Here is a 14,136-nt window from a genome sequence, read left to right on the forward strand (position 1 = left end):
ACGCCGGGTGCGTGACGCAAAGAAAATTACTTCGAGTACAGCTCGACGATCAGCGCTTCGTTGATGTCGGCCGGCAGGTCCGCGCGGTCCGGCACGGCCTTGAACACGCCGGCGAACTTGTTCGCGTCGACCTCGACCCACGACGGGGACAGGTCCATCTGCTGGGCGACGGTCAGCGATTCCTTGACGCGGAGCTGGCGCGCGGCCTTCTCGGACAGGGCGATCGCGTCGCCGGCCTTGACCGCGTACGACGGCAGGTTGACCGACTTGCCGTTCACGGTGATGCCGCGGTGCGACACCAGCTGGCGCGCGGCCGGGCGGGTGACGGCGAAGCCCATGCGGTAGACGACGTTGTCCAGGCGGGTTTCCAGCATCTGCAGGAGGTTCTCGCCGGTGTTGCCCTTCTTGGTGGCGGCCTTCTTGTAGTAGTTGCGGAACTGGCGCTCCAGCAGGCCGTAGATGCGCTTGACCTTCTGCTTCTCGCGCAGCTGGGTGGCGTAGTCGGACAGCTTGCCCTTGCGGACGTTGGCGCCGTGCTGGCCGGGCTTCTGCTCCAGCTTGCACTTGGAATCGAGGGCGCGCGCCGGCGACTTCAGACCGAGGTCGGTGCCTTCGCGGCGGGCGAGCTTACAGGTGGGACCGATATAACGAGCCATTTTCTAATGCTCCCCGGCGTCAGACGCGACGCTTCTTCGGCGGACGGCACCCGTTGTGCGGGATCGGCGTCACGTCGATGATGTTGATGATCTTGTAGCCCACGTTGTTCAACGAACGCACGGCCGACTCGCGCCCCGGGCCCGGGCCCTTGATGCGCACTTCCAGCGACTTCACGCCGTAATCGAGCGCGGTCTTGCCGGCCTTCTCGGCGGCGACCTGCGCGGCGAACGGGGTCGACTTGCGCGAACCGCGGAAACCCGCGCCGCCCGAAGTGGCCCACGACAGCGCATTGCCCTGGCGATCGGTGATGGTGATGATGGTGTTGTTGAAAGAAGCGTGGACGTGGGCGATGCCGTCGGTGACGACGCGCTTGATCTTCTTCTTGGTCTTGGTTGCTGCAGGCTTGGCCATGATGTCCGTTCCTTACTTCTTGATGGCCTTGCGCGGACCCTTGCGGGTGCGTGCATTGGTCCGGGTGCGCTGGCCACGCAGCGGCAGGCCGCGACGATGGCGCAGGCCGCGGTAGCAGGCCAGGTCCATCAGGCGCTTGATCGCCATGCCGATCTCGCGGCGCAGGTCGCCCTCGACCACGAACTTGCCGACTTCGGCGCGCAGGCGCTCGACGTCCGGCTCGGACAGGTCGCGGATCTTGGTCGACGAATTCACGCCGGCCGATTCGCAGACCTGCTTGGAACGGGTACGGCCAATGCCGTAGATGCTTTGCAGCCCGACCCAGACATGCTTCTGGGCAGGCAGGTTGACGCCCGCAATACGCGCCATAAGGCGATCTCCGATAACGAAATGGCACCGGATTTCGCAACCCGGCGCAGTGAACATGAAATTATAGACAAGTCTCGGGTTTTCAGGAAGCCCCTGCCCGGAACGGCGCAGGAACCCGGCATGGGGAGCGTGCCCATGCTCCGGCGATGGCCCCGAACTGGCAGTACCGGAAGGATCCCGGCCTGCCCGCGCGCTACTCCGGCGCGCGGATCGGTTCGGAGCCACCCGTGCGCGAGACTGCCGCCCGGGTCGCCCATTGTGCCGGCCGGGGCGCGATACCCGGCTCGGCGTTTGTTTCTTCACCTCGAGGCGGGCCGGAACCCGCCCCGCGTCAGCGGCCTCGCGAGCCGCCCTTCAAATTCGCCTTCTTCAGCAGGCTCTCGTACTGGTGCGACATCAGGTGCGCCTGGATCTGCGCGATGAAGTCCATCACCACCACCACCACGATCAGCAGCGAGGTGCCGCCGAAGTAGAACGAGGTGCCCAGCTGGCTGCGCATCACTTCCGGCAGCAGGCAGACCAGCACCAGGTAGATCGCACCCGCCAGGGTCAGCCGGGTCAGCACGCCGTCGATGTACTCGGCGGTCGCCTTGCCCGGCCGGATGCCCGGGATCAGCGCGCCCGACTTCTTCAGGTTCTCGGCGGTTTCCTGCGAGTTGAACACCAGCGCCGTGTAGAAGAACGCGAAGCCGATGATCAGGCCGGCCAGCAGGATCATGTGCAGGGGCTCGCCCGGCGACAGCATCTGGCTGAACTTCTGCAGCCACGCGGTGGCCGCGTTGCCGGACTGGCCGAACCAGGTCGAGGCGGTGGCCGGGAACATGATGATCGACGACGCGAAGATCGGCGGGATCACGCCCGACATGTTGAGCTTGAGCGGCAGGAACGAGCTCTGGTTCATGTACGCGCCGCGGCCGCCCTGGCGGCGGGCGTAGTTCACGGTGATGCGGCGCTGGCCGCGTTCCATGAACACCACGAACCAGGTGAACGCCAGCACGATGGCTAGGATGAAGAACACCGTGATCCACTGCATGTCGCCGCTGTTGGCCTGCTGCAGGGTGTTGAGCACCGCGCCCGGCAGGCCGGCGACGATGCCGGAGAAGATGATCAGCGAGACGCCGTTGCCGATGCCGCGCTCGGTGACCTGCTCGCCCAGCCACATCAGGAACATGGTGCCGGCGGTCAGCGAGACCACCGCGGTCATCACGAAGCCCGGGCCGGGGTTGTACACCACCGGGATGCCGCCGCTGGCGCCCTGGCTCTGCAGGGCGATGGCGATGCCCGCGGCCTGGAAGATCGCCAGGAACACCGCGCCGTAGCGCGAATACTGGGTGATCTTGCGGCGGCCGGATTCGCCTTCCTTCGACATCGCCTTCCAGCTCGGCAGGATCTGGGTCATCAGCTGGACCACGATCGAAGCCGAGATGTACGGCACCACGTTCAGCGCGAAGATGCTGAAACGGTGCAGGGCGCCGCCCGAGAACATGTTGAACATGTCCACGATGGTGCCCTTCTGCGATTCCATCAGTTGCAGCATCGCCTCCGGGTTGACGCCCGGCACCGGGATGAAGCACCCGATGCGGTAGACGATCAGCGCCCCGAGGACGAACAGCAGGCGCGAGCGAAGTTCGGTGAACTTGCCCGCACCCGCCAGACCCGACAACGCATTCGCGCTACGCGACATTCGCCGGTTACTCCGCCAGCTTGCCGCCGGCGGCCTCGATCGCGGCCTTGGCGCCCGCGGTCGCAGCGATGCCCTTCAGGGTGAACGCCTTGGTGACTTCGCCCTTGACCACGACCTTGGCGCGCTTGGCGGTGCTCGGCACCAGCTTGGCGGCGCGCAGGGCGGCGAAGTCGACATCGCCGGCCGGCAGCGCGTCCAGCTTGTACAGCAGCACTTCGGCGGTGTCGGCCTTCAGCTTGGAGGCGAAGCCGATCTTCGGCAGGCGGCGCTGCATGGGCGACTGGCCGCCTTCGAAGCCGGCCTTGATCTTGCCCTTGCCGGCGCGCGCGAACGAACCCTTGTGGCCGCGGCCGCAGGTCTTGCCCAGGCCGGAACCGATGCCGCGACCGACGCGCTTCGGCGCCTGGCGGGCGCCCTCGGCGGGGCTCAGAGTATTCATTTTCATGGGATTAGTCCTCGACCTTGACCAGGTAGTGGAGCTGGTTGATCAGGCCACGCACCTGCGGGCTGTCCTTCAGCGTGCGGACGCTGTTGAGCTTGCCCAGGCCGAGCGCCTTCACCGACAGGCGATGGCGGGACTGGGTGCCGCGCAGGCCCTTGACCAGGCGCACGGTGACCGTGCCGGATTCGTTCTTAGCCATGGACGATGTCCTCCACCTTCTTGCCGCGCTTCGCCGCGATCTTGGCCGGCGAATGGATCGACTCCAAGCCGCGGATGGTGGCGCGCACCAGGTTGATCGGGTTGCGCGAACCGGTGGCCTTGGCCAGCACGTTCTTCACCCCGACCGCTTCCAGCACGGCGCGCATCGCGCCGCCGGCGATCACGCCGGTACCTTCGGATGCCGGCTTCATGAACACGCTCGCCGCGCCATGGTTGGCCTTCACCTGGTGGTACAGGGTGCCGTTGTTCAGGTCGACCGAGCTCATGCCCTTGCGCGCCTGTTCCATCGACTTCTGGATGGCGACCGGCACTTCGCGCGCCTTGCCATAACCGAAACCGATCTTGCCGGCGCCGTCGCCCACCACCGTCAGCGCGGTGAAGGTGAACTGGCGGCCGCCCTTGACGGTCTTGCTGACGCGGTTGACCGCGATCAGCTTCTCGATCATGCCGTCATCGACTTTTTCCTCGCGGGGACCGCGATCGCGGCCGCGGGATTCGCGTTGCTCTGCCATTTCGATATCTCGTTGTATTGAAGGGATTTGCGGCGTTGCCGCTTATGGTTGTGGTGTACCGCGGATGTTCCGCCATGGCCGCAACCGGCGCTGGCGTCCGATGCACCTTGCATCGGCAAGCAATCTGTTCGACGGGATGGGGCCGAAGCCCCATGCCATCAAGGCTCAGAACTGCAGGCCGCCTTCGCGCGCGGCGTCGGCCAGCGCCTTGATGCGGCCGTGGTAGCGGTAGCCCGAGCGGTCGAACGCGACCTTCTCGATGCCCGCGGCCTTGGCGCGCTCGGCGATCACCTGGCCGACCTTGGCGGCGGCTTCGGCGTTCTTGCCGTTCTTCAGGCCGGCCATCACGTCGGCCTCGACGGTGGCGGCCGAAGCCAGCACCTTGGCGCCGTCGGCGGTGAACAGCTGGGCGTACAGGTGCTGGCCGGTGCGCAGCACGGTCAGGCGCGGCACGCCGAGGTTGCGGATGTGCGCGCGGGTGGACTTGGCGCGGCGCAGGCGGGCGTTGTTCTTGATGCTCATGGTCTGGTTCCTCGAAGCTGAAAGCGCGTGCATCCCGGACGGGATTACGCCTTCTTGGCTTCCTTGCGGATGATGACTTCGCCGGCGTACTTCACGCCCTTGCCCTTGTAAGGCTCCGGCGGACGGTAGCCACGGATCTTGGCGGCGACTTCGCCGACGCGCTGCTTGTCGGCACCGGTGACCACGATCTCGGTCTGGGTCGGGGTGGCGATGGTGATGCCTTCCGGCGCCACGAACAGCACCGGGTGCGAGAACCCGAGCGACAGGTTCAGGTCCTTGCCCTGCATGGCGGCACGGTAACCGACGCCGACCAGCTCGAGCTTGCGCTCGAAGCCTTCGGACACGCCCTTCACCATGTTGGCGACGATCGCGCGCAGGGTGCCGGTCAGCGGCACCAGCGAGGCGTCGTTGGCGGACAGCAGCGCGCTGCCGTCTTCGATCTTGACTTCGATGCCGGCCGGCTTCGGCACGCTCAGGGCGCCCTTCGGGCCCTTGACGCTGATCGAATCCGACTGGACGTTGAGCTCGACGCCCTTGGCGAGGGCAACCGGCTTCTTGGCAACTCGGGACATGGTCGTTACTCCCTTAGGCCACGATGCACAGGACTTCACCGCCGACGCCCTGCTGGCGCGCCTGCGAGTCGGTCATGATGCCCTTGGAGGTGGAAATGATGGCGACGCCCAGGCCGTTGAGGACCTTCGGCAGCGCGTCCTTGCCGCGGTAGTTGCGCAGGCCCGAGCGCGACACGCGCTTCAGGGTCTCGATCACCGGCTTGCCCTCGTAGTACTTCAGGGCGATCTCGAGTTCGGCCTTGGCGCCGAGCTGGGTGACGCGCGCGTCGGCGATGTAGCCCTCGCCCTTGAGGACGTTGGCGATCGCGACCTTGGTCTTGGAGGACGGCATCTTCACCGTCTGCTTGCCGACGGCCGCCGCATTCTTGATGCGGACCAGCATGTCGGCGATGGGATCAGTCATGCTCATGGAAGGTTCCTGATGAGTAGCACCGATATCCGCTTTCGCGAAAATCTGTCTTGGTTGTGGACGCCGGAGCGGATGATCCGCACGACGCTTGTCTCGGCCGAAGGCCCGCATCGCTGCGGGCCCCGGTCAATCCTGCCGATTCGAAGGCGGGAAGCCACCTAGTATGGCAGGGTTTTCGCTTACCAGCTAGCCTTGCGCAGGCCCGGCACGTCGCCGTTCATCGTCGCCTTGCGCAGCGCGTTGCGGCCCAGGCCGAACTTGCTGTACACGGCGCGCGGGCGGCCGGTCAGGACGCAGCGGGTGGTCTGGCGGCTGGGCGAGGAATCGCGCGGCAGCTTCTGCAGCTTGACCGCCGCCTCCATCTTCTCCTCGTAGGACGCGTCCTGGCTGGAGATGATCTTCTTCAGCGCGTCGCGCTTGGCGCCGTGCTGCTTGGCAAGCTTGGCGCGCTTGGCCTCGCGGTTCACCATCGAAGTCTTGGCCATCTGTCTTGCCTCAGTTGCGGAACGGGAAGCGGAAGGCCTCGAGCAGGGCCTTGGCCTCGGCATCGGTCTTCGCGGTGGTGGTGATGGCGATATCCATGCCGCGCATCGCGTCGACGGCGTCGAAGTCGATTTCCGGGAAGATGATCTGTTCCTTCACGCCCATGTTGTAGTTGCCGCGGCCATCGAACGAACGACCCGACACGCCGCGGAAGTCACGCACGCGCGGCAGCGAGATGTTGATCAGGCGGTCGAGGAACTCGTACATCTTGGCGCGGCGCAGGGTCACCTTGGCGCCGATCGGCCAGCCGTCGCGGATCTTGAACGACGCCACCGAGACGCGCGATTTGGTGACCTGCGGCTTCTGGCCGGAGATCTTGGCCATGTCGGCCACCGCGTTCTCGAGGATCTTCTTGTTGGTCGCCGCCTCGCCCACGCCCATGTTCAGGGTGATCTTGGTCAGCTTCGGCACTTCCATCGGATTGGTGTAGCCGAACTGCTTCATCAGCTTCGGCACCACTTCGTCCTTGTAGAACTTTTCCAGACGGGTATTCATGGTCAGATCGCCTCACCGTTGGAGCGGAACACGCGCAGGCGCTTTCCATTCTCCAGGATCTTGGTGGCAACGCGCTCGCCCTTGCCCGTCGCCGGGTTGAGCAGCATCACGTTGGAAATGTGGATCGACGCCTCGCGCTCGATCAGCCCGCCGGGCTGGCCGGCTTGCGGGTTCGGCTTGGTGGCGCGCTTGACCAGGTTCAGGTTGGAGACGTACACGCGCTCGCCATCGACGCGCAGCACTTCGCCGGTCTGACCCTTGATCTTCTTGTTGCCGGTGGTGACGACCACCTGGTCGCCCTTCTTGATGCGGTTCATGTCTTGGTCCTCAGCTCACAGCACTTCGGGGGCGAGCGAGACGATCTTCATGAACTTCTCGGAGCGCAGTTCGCGCGTCACCGGCCCGAAGATGCGGGTGCCGATCGGTTCATGCTTGTTGTTGAGCAGCACGGCGGCGTTGCCGTCGAAGCGGATCAGCGAACCGTCGGCGCGGCGCACACCCTTGCGGGTACGGACCACAACGGCGTCGTAGACGTCGCCCTTCTTCACCTTGCCGCGCGGGATCGCGTCCTTCACCGACACCTTGATGATGTCGCCGATGCCGGCGTAACGGCGCTTGGAGCCGCCGAGCACCTTGATGCACATCAGCTCCTTGGCACCGGAGTTGTCGGCGACGTCGAGAAAGCTCTGCATCTGGATCATGGCTGTCTCTCCTTACTCGGCCGCACGCGCGAGGATTTCCACCACGCGCCAGTTCTTGGTCTTGGACATCGGCGCGCACTCGGCGATGCGCACGACATCGCCTTCGTTGCAGGCGTTGTCGGCGTCGTGCGCGTGGAGCTTGGTCGAGCGGCGCAGGTACTTGCCGTACAGGGCGTGCTTGACCTGGCGCTCGACGAGCACGGTCACGGTCTTGTCCATCTTGTTGCTGACGACGCGGCCATCGACCGTGTGCAGCTTCTTGGTTTGTTCAGTCATTTCGGCTGTCCCTTACTTCTTCGCACCGAGCAGCGTGTTGACGCGAGCGATCTCGCGGCGCACGCGGCGGGCTTCGTGGGTCTTGGCGAGCTGACCGGTGGCCTTCTGCATGCGCAGCGCGAAGCGCTCCTTCTGCAGCTCGACCAGGTGGGCCTGGAGCTCGTCCGCCGACTTCTGACGCAGTTGCTTGAGTTCCATCAGCGCACCGTCCGGGTCACGAAAGTGGTGGTGACCGAGAGCTTGGCGGCGGCCAGGCGGAACGCCTCGCGCGCCGTCGATTCGTCGACGCCCTCGATTTCATAGATCATGCGGCCCGGCTTGATCTGGGCCACCCAGTACTCCACGTTGCCCTTGCCGGCGCCCATGCGCACTTCGATCGGCTTCTTGGTGATCGGCTTGTCGGGGAACACGCGGATCCACATCTTGCCGCCACGCTTCACGTAACGGCTGATGGAACGGCGCGCGGCCTCGATCTGGCGCGCGGTCAGCTGGCCGTGCGCGGTCGCCTTCAGGCCGAACTCGCCGAAGCTGACGGCGTTGCCGCTCCAGCTCAGGCCGTCGTTGCGGCCCTTGAACATCTTGCGGTATTTGGTTCGCTTGGGTTGCAACATGACTTAGTCCCTCGCTTCACGATCGCGGCGCGGGCCGCGCGGACGTTCGCGGTCGCCACGATCATTGCGGTCGTTGCGCGGCGTGTCGTCCTGCTTTTCCTGGCCGACCTGGGAGAAATCGAAGATCTCGCCCTTGTAGACCCACACCTTGATGCCGATGATCCCGTAGGTGGTCTTCGCCTCGGCAAAGCCGTAGTCGATGTCCGCACGCAGGGTGTGCAGCGGCACGCGGCCTTCGCGGTACCACTCCGAACGGGCGATTTCCGCGCCGTTCAAGCGGCCGCCGACGTTGACCTTGATGCCCAGCGCGCCGAGGCGCATCGCGTTGCCGACCGCGCGCTTCATCGCGCGGCGGAACATGATGCGGCGCTCCAGCTGCTGCGCGATCGACTCGGCGACCAGCTGCGCGTCCAGCTCGGGCTTGCGCACTTCGGTGACGTTGATGTGCGCCGGGACGCCCATCACGTCGCTCACTTCCTTGCGCAGCTTCTCGATGTCCTCGCCGCGCTTGCCGATCACCACGCCCGGGCGGGCGGTGTGGATCGTCACGCGGGCGTTGTTCGCCGGACGCTCGATCAGGATCTTGCTGATGCCGGCCTGGGCCAGCTTCTTGCGCAGCATCTCGCGGACCTTGAGGTCGGCGGCGAGGAACTCGGCGAAGTGCTTCTTGCCGGCGAACCACTTGGAATTCCAGTCCTTGGCGATGCCCAGGCGGATGCCGATCGGATTGACTTTATGACCCATGATTACTTGCCCTCGCCCACGACCACGGTGATGTGGCTGGTGCGCTTGGTGATGCGCGTGCCACGGCCCTTCGCACGCGCCATGAAGCGCTTCAGCGAGGGACCTTCATCGACCATGATGGTCTTGACCTTGAGTGCGTCGACGTCGGCGCCGTTGTTGTTCTCGGCGTTGGCGATGGCGGACTCCACGACCTTGCGGATCATGGTGGCGGCCTTCTTGTCCGAGAACTTCAGCAGGTTGACGGCGCGTTCGGCAGACAGGCCGCGCACCTGGTCGGCGACCAGGCGGGCCTTCTGGGCGGAGATGCGCGCGCTGCGCAGGATTGCTTTCGCTTCCATGGTCATCTCCTTACTTGCCCGACTTCTTGTCGCCGCCGTGACCCTTGAAGGTACGGGTCAGGGCGAACTCGCCGAGCTTGTGGCCAACCATGTTCTCGTTGACCAGCACCGGGATGTGGTTCTTGCCATTGTGGATGGCGATGGTGAAGCCGATCATTTCCGGCAACACGGTCGAACGACGCGACCAGGTCTTGATCGGCTTCTTGCTGCCGCCCGCGGCCTCCACCTTCTTCTGCAGGTGGTGGTCGATGAACGGGCCTTTCTTGAGTGAACGTGCCATTGCCGATTAGCTCCTGCGGTCGCGCACGATGAACTGCTGGGTGCGCTTGTTCTTGCGGGTCTTGTAACCCTTGGTCGGCACGCCCCACGGGGTGACCGGATGCGGATTACCCTGGCCAGCCTTCGCCTCGCCACCGCCGTGCGGGTGGTCGACCGGGTTCATGGCGGCGCCGCGGACGGTCGGCTTGACGCCGCGCCAACGCTTGGCACCGGCCTTGCCCAGCTTCTCGAGGTTGTGCTCGTCGTTGCCGACTTCGCCGATGGTGGCGCGGCAGTCGGCCGGCACCTTGCGCATCTCGCCCGAACGCAGGCGCAGCATCGCGTAGATGCCCTCGCGCGCGACCAGCTGGACGCCGGCGCCGGCGGCACGCGCGATCTGCGCGCCCTTGCCCGGCTTCATCTCGATGCAGTGCACGGTGGAACCGACCGGGATGTTGCGCAGCGGCAGGGTGTTGCCGGCCTTGATCGGCGCATCACGGCCCGCGATCACCTGGTCGCCGGCCTTGAGGCCCTTCGGCGCGATGATGTAGCGGCGCTCGCCGTCGACATAGCACAGCAACGCGATGTGCGCGGTGCGGTTCGGGTCGTACTCGATGCGCTCGACGCGCGCGGGAATGCCTTCCTTGTCGCGCTTGAAGTCGATGATGCGGTAATGCTGCTTGTGCCCGCCGCCGATGTGGCGGGTGGTGATGCGGCCGTGGTGGTTGCGGCCGCCGCTGTTGCTCTGCTTCTCGACCAGCGCGGCGTGCGGCGAGCCCTTGTGCAGGCCCGGCGTCACCACGCGAACCATCGAACGACGGCCGGGCGAGGTGGGTTTGAATGTCATCAATGCCATGGGTCGTTCCTCAGGCCGAGGCCGTCATCACGTCGATCGACTGGCCTTCGGCCAGCGTGACGTACGCCTTCTTCCAGTCGTTGCGGCGACCCTGGCGATTCTTGAAGGCCTTGGACTTGCCCTTCACGTTCACCACGTTCACTGCTTGGACCTTGACGTCGAAGATCTTTTCCACGGCGGCCTTCACGTCGGCCTTGGTGGCGGTCTTCGCGATTTCAAAGACGTATTGGTTGGAGACTTCCTGCAGGCGCGCGGTCTTTTCCGACACGCGCGGCGCACGAATCACTTCGTAAACATTGGCGGTGCTCATGCCAGCCACTCCTCGATCTTCTTCACGGCGTCGGAGGTGATGACGACGGTGTCGGCACCGACCAGCGCGACCGGGTCCAGACCCTGCACGTCGCGGACCTGCACGTACGGCAGGTTGCGGGCGGACAGGTACAGGTTCTCGGAGGCGTCCTCGGTCACGATCAGCGGACGCTGGCCGACCTTCAGTTCGCCCAGCTTGGACACCAGGCCCGAGGTCTTCGGCGCTTCGACGTCGAAGCCTTCGACCACGGTGATCCGGCCCTGGCGGTTCAGCTCGGACAGGATCGCGGCGATCGCCGCGCGGTACATCTTGCGGTTGACCTTCTGCGCGAAGCTGCGCGGCTTGGCCGCGAAGGTCACGCCGCCGCCGACGAAGATCGGGGCCGTCAGCGCGCCGTGACGCGCACCGCCGCCCTTCTGCTTCTTCGACTTCTTGGTGGTGCCGTTGACTTCCGAACGGGTCTTCTGCGCCTTGGTGCCGGCGCGACCGGCGTTGCGATAAGCAACGACCACCTGGTGGACCAGGTCTTCGCTGAACTCGCGGCCGAACACGGCGTCGGACACCGACAGCGTCTTACCGTTGGTGATGTTCAATTCCATGATCAGACTCCCTTGCTCGTCGGGCGCACGATCACGTCGCCGCCCGGCGCACCCGGGACCGCGCCGCGCACGGCGATCAGGCCGCGCTCGGCGTCGACCTTCACGACCTGCAGGTTCTGCGTGGTCTGGGTGACATCGCCCATGTGGCCGGACATCTTCTTGCCCGGGAACACGCGGCCCGGCGTCTGGCGCTGGCCGATCGAACCCGGCGAGCGGTGCGACAGCGAGTTACCGTGGGTCGCATCGCCCATGGTGAAGTTCCAGCGCTTGATCGTGCCCTGGAAGCCCTTGCCCTTGGTCACGCCCTGGACGTCGACGATCTGGCCTTCGCTGAAGATATCGGCCTTGATCTCGCCGCCCACTTCATAGCCACCGATCTGGTCGGCTTCCACGCGCAGTTCCCACAGGCCGCGGCCCGCTTCCACCTTAGCCTTGGCCAGGTGGCCGGTGGCCGGCTTGTTCAACAGCGAGGCGCGCTTCACGCCGGCGGTCACCTGCAGGGCGGAGTAGCCGTCGGTCTCGACGGTCTTCACCTGGGTGATGCGGTTCGGGGTTGCCTCGATCAGGGTCACCGGGATGGACTTGCCGTCCTCGGTGAACATGCGGCTCATGCCGGCCTTGCGACCGACGATGCCGAGCGAATACTTCTTCGCGCTCATCGTTTAAGTCCTCAGGTCAGCTTGATCTGGACGTCGACGCCAGCCGCGAGCTCGAGCTTCATCAGCGCGTCCACGGTCTTGTCGTTGGGGTCGACGATGTCGAGCACGCGCTTGTGCGTGCGGGTTTCATACTGGTCGCGCGCGTCCTTGTCGACGTGCGGCGAGGTCAGAATGGTGTAACGCTCGATCTTGGTCGGCAGCGGGATCGGGCCGCGCACTTGCGCGCCGGTCCGCTTGGCCGTCTCGACGATCTCGCTGGCCGAACGGTCGATCAGACGATGATCGAACGCCTTCAGCCGGATGCGAATCTTCTGGTCCGCCATGGGAGGAATCCTTCGTATCTAAAGAGCGACAGGTGCGGCGGCTGGGTGCGCCGTACCCCGTGGAAACAACGGTCTTGCAGTGCAGCGGATGAAACAAAAGGCGGGCCGGTTGCCCGGTCCGCCAGTGCGGGAATCCATGAACGCGCCGAAAGGCCCCGCCGAAGTGCTCCGGAAAGCTCCGGAACGGACGAGGCCTTGCCACGCGACATCTCCCTGTCTGGCGAACACGAGGCGCGTCCTGCGCCTCTTTTCGCGGTTCGCGGCAACTCACATCGCCGCGAAGGTCTTGCATTCTAGCGGAAGCCATCCCGCATGCGCAAGCCCGAATTCACATTCTTTCTGCAATTCCCGGGTGACTGGATGGCCGGTCGCCCGGCCACCAGATAACCCATTGAATTACTTGATGATCTTGGCGACGACGCCGGCGCCGACGGTACGGCCGCCTTCGCGGATCGCGAAGCGCAGGCCATCGTCCATCGCCACCGGGTTGATCAGCGACACCACCATCTTCACGTTGTCGCCCGGCATCACCATCTCCACGCCTTCCGGCAGGGTCACCGCACCGGTGATGTCGGTCGTGCGGAAGTAGAACTGCGGGCGGTAGCCCTTGAAGAACGGCGTGTGACGGCCGCCCTCGTCCTTCGACAGCACGTACACCTCGGCCTCGAAGTCGGTGTGCGGGGTGATCGAACCCGGCTTGCACAGCACCTGGCCGCGCTCCACGTCGTCGCGCTTGGTGCCGCGCAGCAGCAGGCCCGCGTTGTCGCCCGCCTGGCCCTGGTCCAGCAGCTTGCGGAACATTTCCACGCCGGTCACCGTGGTCTTCTGGGTCGGGCGGATGCCGACGATCTCGATTTCATCGCCGACCTTGATGATGCCGCGCTCGATGCGGCCCGTCACCACGGTGCCGCGGCCCGAGATCGAGAACACGTCTTCCACCGGCATCAGGAACGGCTTGTCGATGTCGCGCTCCGGCTCCGGAATCCAGGTGTCCAGCGCGTCCACCAGCTTGATGATCGACGGCACGCCGATCTCCGACTGGTCGCCTTCCAGCGCCATGCGCGCCGAACCCGAGATGATCGGGGTGTCGTCGCCCGGGAACTCGTACTTGCTCAGCAGCTCGCGGACTTCCATCTCCACCAGCTCCAGCAGCTCGGCGTCGTCCACCATGTCCGCCTTGTTCAGGTAGACCACGATGTACGGCACGCCCACCTGGCGCGACAGCAGGATGTGCTCGCGGGTCTGCGGCATCGGGCCGTCGGCCGCCGAGCACACCAGGATCGCGCCGTCCATCTGCGCCGCACCCGTGATCATGTTCTTCACGTAGTCGGCGTGGCCCGGGCAGTCCACGTGCGCATAGTGGCGGTTCGGGGACTCGTATTCCACGTGCGCCGTCGAGATCGTGATGCCGCGCGCCTTCTCTTCCGGCGCCGCGTCGATCGAACCGTAGTCCTTGAACTCGCCGCCGAAACGCTCCGCGCCCACCTTCGTCAGCGCCGCCGTCAGCGTCGTCTTGCCGTGGTCCACGTGGCCAATCGTGCCCACGTTCACGTGGGGCTTGGTGCGCTCGAACTTACCCTTTGCCATTTTGGTTCACCTTGCTTGTCGTATGTGCCCGGCGGCAGC

General features: G+C 65.4%; 26 protein-coding genes. All 26 read right to left on the reverse strand.

The annotated features are described in order from the left end of the window. Positions 1 to 26: 26 nt before the first annotated feature. The 26 genes from rpsD to tuf all read right to left on the reverse strand — a co-directional run bounded on the left by rpsD (position 27) and on the right by tuf (position 14,097). Complete coding sequence (rpsD, locus tag FHQ07_RS04740) at positions 27 to 656, reverse strand: 30S ribosomal protein S4 (protein WP_139715726.1); 630 nt, start codon at positions 654 to 656, stop codon at positions 27 to 29. Between the two features lie 19 nt (positions 657 to 675). Beyond that, positions 676 to 1,068 carry a 30S ribosomal protein S11 gene (gene rpsK / locus FHQ07_RS04745; RefSeq protein WP_139715727.1) on the reverse strand — a complete coding sequence of 131 codons (393 nt, stop codon included), beginning with the start codon at positions 1,066 to 1,068 and terminating at the stop codon, positions 676 to 678. Between the two features lie 12 nt (positions 1,069 to 1,080). Then, the gene (gene rpsM, locus FHQ07_RS04750; protein ID WP_139715728.1) at positions 1,081 to 1,437 is read right to left on the reverse strand and encodes a 30S ribosomal protein S13; all 357 of its coding nucleotides are present in this window, start codon (positions 1,435 to 1,437) and stop codon (positions 1,081 to 1,083) included. Between the two features lie 331 nt (positions 1,438 to 1,768). Beyond that, positions 1,769 to 3,121 carry a preprotein translocase subunit SecY gene (gene secY, locus FHQ07_RS04755; protein WP_139715729.1) on the reverse strand — a complete coding sequence of 451 codons (1,353 nt, stop codon included), beginning with the start codon at positions 3,119 to 3,121 and terminating at the stop codon, positions 1,769 to 1,771. A gap of 7 nt (positions 3,122 to 3,128) precedes the next feature. Continuing rightward, the gene (gene rplO, locus FHQ07_RS04760; protein WP_139715730.1) at positions 3,129 to 3,566 is read right to left on the reverse strand and encodes a 50S ribosomal protein L15; all 438 of its coding nucleotides are present in this window, start codon (positions 3,564 to 3,566) and stop codon (positions 3,129 to 3,131) included. A 4-nt stretch (positions 3,567 to 3,570) separates the two neighbouring features. Then, the gene (gene rpmD / locus FHQ07_RS04765) at positions 3,571 to 3,762 is read right to left on the reverse strand and encodes a 50S ribosomal protein L30 (protein WP_139715731.1); all 192 of its coding nucleotides are present in this window, start codon (positions 3,760 to 3,762) and stop codon (positions 3,571 to 3,573) included. Continuing rightward, entirely contained in the window at positions 3,755 to 4,294 is a 540-nt protein-coding gene (gene rpsE / locus FHQ07_RS04770) for a 30S ribosomal protein S5 (protein ID WP_139715732.1), read from the reverse strand. The genes rpmD and rpsE overlap by 8 nt, the downstream gene beginning before the upstream one ends. A gap of 165 nt (positions 4,295 to 4,459) precedes the next feature. Further along, a complete protein-coding gene (gene rplR / locus FHQ07_RS04775) occupies positions 4,460 to 4,816 on the reverse strand; it encodes a 50S ribosomal protein L18 (protein WP_139715733.1) in 357 nt (118 codons plus the stop codon). 44 nt (positions 4,817 to 4,860) lie between these two features. After that, the gene (rplF, locus tag FHQ07_RS04780) at positions 4,861 to 5,388 is read right to left on the reverse strand and encodes a 50S ribosomal protein L6 (protein WP_139715734.1); all 528 of its coding nucleotides are present in this window, start codon (positions 5,386 to 5,388) and stop codon (positions 4,861 to 4,863) included. 13 nt (positions 5,389 to 5,401) lie between these two features. Further along, the gene (rpsH, locus tag FHQ07_RS04785; RefSeq protein ID WP_139715735.1) at positions 5,402 to 5,797 is read right to left on the reverse strand and encodes a 30S ribosomal protein S8; all 396 of its coding nucleotides are present in this window, start codon (positions 5,795 to 5,797) and stop codon (positions 5,402 to 5,404) included. Between the two features lie 179 nt (positions 5,798 to 5,976). Further along, complete coding sequence (gene rpsN, locus FHQ07_RS04790; RefSeq protein WP_139715736.1) at positions 5,977 to 6,282, reverse strand: 30S ribosomal protein S14; 306 nt, start codon at positions 6,280 to 6,282, stop codon at positions 5,977 to 5,979. Positions 6,283 to 6,292: 10 nt separating this feature from the next. Continuing rightward, on the reverse strand, positions 6,293 to 6,835 hold the full coding sequence (gene rplE, locus FHQ07_RS04795) for a 50S ribosomal protein L5 (RefSeq protein WP_139715737.1): 543 nt from the start codon (positions 6,833 to 6,835) through the stop codon (positions 6,293 to 6,295). Between the two features lie 2 nt (positions 6,836 to 6,837). After that, on the reverse strand, positions 6,838 to 7,152 hold the full coding sequence (gene rplX / locus FHQ07_RS04800) for a 50S ribosomal protein L24 (protein ID WP_139715738.1): 315 nt from the start codon (positions 7,150 to 7,152) through the stop codon (positions 6,838 to 6,840). A gap of 15 nt (positions 7,153 to 7,167) precedes the next feature. After that, entirely contained in the window at positions 7,168 to 7,536 is a 369-nt protein-coding gene (gene rplN / locus FHQ07_RS04805) for a 50S ribosomal protein L14 (protein ID WP_139715739.1), read from the reverse strand. A gap of 12 nt (positions 7,537 to 7,548) precedes the next feature. Beyond that, positions 7,549 to 7,812: a 30S ribosomal protein S17 gene (gene rpsQ, locus FHQ07_RS04810; protein ID WP_139715740.1), complete on the reverse strand. Its 264-nt coding sequence runs from the start codon at positions 7,810 to 7,812 to the stop codon at positions 7,549 to 7,551. A 12-nt stretch (positions 7,813 to 7,824) separates the two neighbouring features. Continuing rightward, positions 7,825 to 8,010, reverse strand: coding sequence for a 50S ribosomal protein L29 (gene rpmC, locus FHQ07_RS04815; protein WP_139715741.1), 186 nt, complete (start codon positions 8,008 to 8,010; stop codon positions 7,825 to 7,827). Continuing rightward, positions 8,010 to 8,423, reverse strand: a complete 414-nt coding sequence (gene rplP / locus FHQ07_RS04820) for a 50S ribosomal protein L16 (RefSeq protein WP_139715742.1) — start codon at positions 8,421 to 8,423, stop codon at positions 8,010 to 8,012. Before rplP ends, rpmC begins: the two co-directional genes overlap by 1 nt. A gap of 3 nt (positions 8,424 to 8,426) precedes the next feature. After that, on the reverse strand, positions 8,427 to 9,167 hold the full coding sequence (gene rpsC, locus FHQ07_RS04825; RefSeq protein ID WP_139715743.1) for a 30S ribosomal protein S3: 741 nt from the start codon (positions 9,165 to 9,167) through the stop codon (positions 8,427 to 8,429). Between the two features lie 2 nt (positions 9,168 to 9,169). Then, positions 9,170 to 9,505, reverse strand: coding sequence for a 50S ribosomal protein L22 (gene rplV / locus FHQ07_RS04830; protein ID WP_139715744.1), 336 nt, complete (start codon positions 9,503 to 9,505; stop codon positions 9,170 to 9,172). A 10-nt stretch (positions 9,506 to 9,515) separates the two neighbouring features. Then, positions 9,516 to 9,785 carry a 30S ribosomal protein S19 gene (gene rpsS / locus FHQ07_RS04835; protein ID WP_139715745.1) on the reverse strand — a complete coding sequence of 90 codons (270 nt, stop codon included), beginning with the start codon at positions 9,783 to 9,785 and terminating at the stop codon, positions 9,516 to 9,518. A gap of 6 nt (positions 9,786 to 9,791) precedes the next feature. Next, positions 9,792 to 10,619: a 50S ribosomal protein L2 gene (gene rplB / locus FHQ07_RS04840; protein ID WP_139715746.1), complete on the reverse strand. Its 828-nt coding sequence runs from the start codon at positions 10,617 to 10,619 to the stop codon at positions 9,792 to 9,794. 10 nt (positions 10,620 to 10,629) lie between these two features. Next, the gene (gene rplW / locus FHQ07_RS04845; RefSeq protein WP_139715747.1) at positions 10,630 to 10,929 is read right to left on the reverse strand and encodes a 50S ribosomal protein L23; all 300 of its coding nucleotides are present in this window, start codon (positions 10,927 to 10,929) and stop codon (positions 10,630 to 10,632) included. Beyond that, entirely contained in the window at positions 10,926 to 11,528 is a 603-nt protein-coding gene (gene rplD / locus FHQ07_RS04850) for a 50S ribosomal protein L4 (protein ID WP_139715748.1), read from the reverse strand. The genes rplW and rplD overlap by 4 nt, the downstream gene beginning before the upstream one ends. 2 nt (positions 11,529 to 11,530) lie before the next feature. Further along, on the reverse strand, positions 11,531 to 12,187 hold the full coding sequence (gene rplC, locus FHQ07_RS04855) for a 50S ribosomal protein L3 (RefSeq protein WP_139715749.1): 657 nt from the start codon (positions 12,185 to 12,187) through the stop codon (positions 11,531 to 11,533). Between the two features lie 11 nt (positions 12,188 to 12,198). Next, a complete protein-coding gene (gene rpsJ / locus FHQ07_RS04860; RefSeq protein ID WP_024891232.1) occupies positions 12,199 to 12,510 on the reverse strand; it encodes a 30S ribosomal protein S10 in 312 nt (103 codons plus the stop codon). Positions 12,511 to 12,906: 396 nt separating this feature from the next. Then, positions 12,907 to 14,097, reverse strand: a complete 1,191-nt coding sequence (gene tuf, locus FHQ07_RS04865; protein ID WP_139715750.1) for an elongation factor Tu — start codon at positions 14,095 to 14,097, stop codon at positions 12,907 to 12,909. Positions 14,098 to 14,136 lie beyond the last annotated feature (39 nt).

Origin of the sequence: Thermomonas aquatica, from assembly GCF_006337105.1 — a bacterium.
Classification (GTDB): domain Bacteria; phylum Pseudomonadota; class Gammaproteobacteria; order Xanthomonadales; family Xanthomonadaceae; genus Thermomonas; species Thermomonas aquatica.

Excerpts from the sequence above, each read along its gene's own strand:
- rpsD (WP_139715726.1), bottom strand. The coding sequence starts at position 656 with ATGGCTCGTTATATCGGTCCCACCTGTAAGCTCGCCCGCCGCGAAGGC.
- rpsK (WP_139715727.1), bottom strand. The coding sequence starts at position 1,068 with ATGGCCAAGCCTGCAGCAACCAAGACCAAGAAGAAGATCAAGCGCGTC.
- rpsM (WP_139715728.1), bottom strand. The coding sequence starts at position 1,437 with ATGGCGCGTATTGCGGGCGTCAACCTGCCTGCCCAGAAGCATGTCTGG.
- secY (WP_139715729.1), bottom strand. The coding sequence starts at position 3,121 with ATGTCGCGTAGCGCGAATGCGTTGTCGGGTCTGGCGGGTGCGGGCAAG.
- rplO (WP_139715730.1), bottom strand. The coding sequence starts at position 3,566 with ATGAAAATGAATACTCTGAGCCCCGCCGAGGGCGCCCGCCAGGCGCCG.
- rpmD (WP_139715731.1), bottom strand. The coding sequence starts at position 3,762 with ATGGCTAAGAACGAATCCGGCACGGTCACCGTGCGCCTGGTCAAGGGC.
- rpsE (WP_139715732.1), bottom strand. The coding sequence starts at position 4,294 with ATGGCAGAGCAACGCGAATCCCGCGGCCGCGATCGCGGTCCCCGCGAG.
- rplR (WP_139715733.1), bottom strand. The coding sequence starts at position 4,816 with ATGAGCATCAAGAACAACGCCCGCCTGCGCCGCGCCAAGTCCACCCGC.
- rplF (WP_139715734.1), bottom strand. The coding sequence starts at position 5,388 with ATGTCCCGAGTTGCCAAGAAGCCGGTTGCCCTCGCCAAGGGCGTCGAG.
- rpsH (WP_139715735.1), bottom strand. The coding sequence starts at position 5,797 with ATGAGCATGACTGATCCCATCGCCGACATGCTGGTCCGCATCAAGAAT.
- rpsN (WP_139715736.1), bottom strand. The coding sequence starts at position 6,282 with ATGGCCAAGACTTCGATGGTGAACCGCGAGGCCAAGCGCGCCAAGCTT.
- rplE (WP_139715737.1), bottom strand. The coding sequence starts at position 6,835 with ATGAATACCCGTCTGGAAAAGTTCTACAAGGACGAAGTGGTGCCGAAG.
- rplX (WP_139715738.1), bottom strand. The coding sequence starts at position 7,152 with ATGAACCGCATCAAGAAGGGCGACCAGGTGGTCGTCACCACCGGCAAC.
- rplN (WP_139715739.1), bottom strand. The coding sequence starts at position 7,536 with ATGATCCAGATGCAGAGCTTTCTCGACGTCGCCGACAACTCCGGTGCC.
- rpsQ (WP_139715740.1), bottom strand. The coding sequence starts at position 7,812 with ATGACTGAACAAACCAAGAAGCTGCACACGGTCGATGGCCGCGTCGTC.
- rpmC (WP_139715741.1), bottom strand. The coding sequence starts at position 8,010 with ATGGAACTCAAGCAACTGCGTCAGAAGTCGGCGGACGAGCTCCAGGCC.
- rplP (WP_139715742.1), bottom strand. The coding sequence starts at position 8,423 with ATGTTGCAACCCAAGCGAACCAAATACCGCAAGATGTTCAAGGGCCGC.
- rpsC (WP_139715743.1), bottom strand. The coding sequence starts at position 9,167 with ATGGGTCATAAAGTCAATCCGATCGGCATCCGCCTGGGCATCGCCAAG.
- rplV (WP_139715744.1), bottom strand. The coding sequence starts at position 9,505 with ATGGAAGCGAAAGCAATCCTGCGCAGCGCGCGCATCTCCGCCCAGAAG.
- rpsS (WP_139715745.1), bottom strand. The coding sequence starts at position 9,785 with ATGGCACGTTCACTCAAGAAAGGCCCGTTCATCGACCACCACCTGCAG.
- rplB (WP_139715746.1), bottom strand. The coding sequence starts at position 10,619 with ATGGCATTGATGACATTCAAACCCACCTCGCCCGGCCGTCGTTCGATG.
- rplW (WP_139715747.1), bottom strand. The coding sequence starts at position 10,929 with ATGAGCACCGCCAATGTTTACGAAGTGATTCGTGCGCCGCGCGTGTCG.
- rplD (WP_139715748.1), bottom strand. The coding sequence starts at position 11,528 with ATGGAATTGAACATCACCAACGGTAAGACGCTGTCGGTGTCCGACGCC.
- rplC (WP_139715749.1), bottom strand. The coding sequence starts at position 12,187 with ATGAGCGCGAAGAAGTATTCGCTCGGCATCGTCGGTCGCAAGGCCGGC.
- rpsJ (WP_024891232.1), bottom strand. The coding sequence starts at position 12,510 with ATGGCGGACCAGAAGATTCGCATCCGGCTGAAGGCGTTCGATCATCGT.
- tuf (WP_139715750.1), bottom strand. The coding sequence starts at position 14,097 with ATGGCAAAGGGTAAGTTCGAGCGCACCAAGCCCCACGTGAACGTGGGC.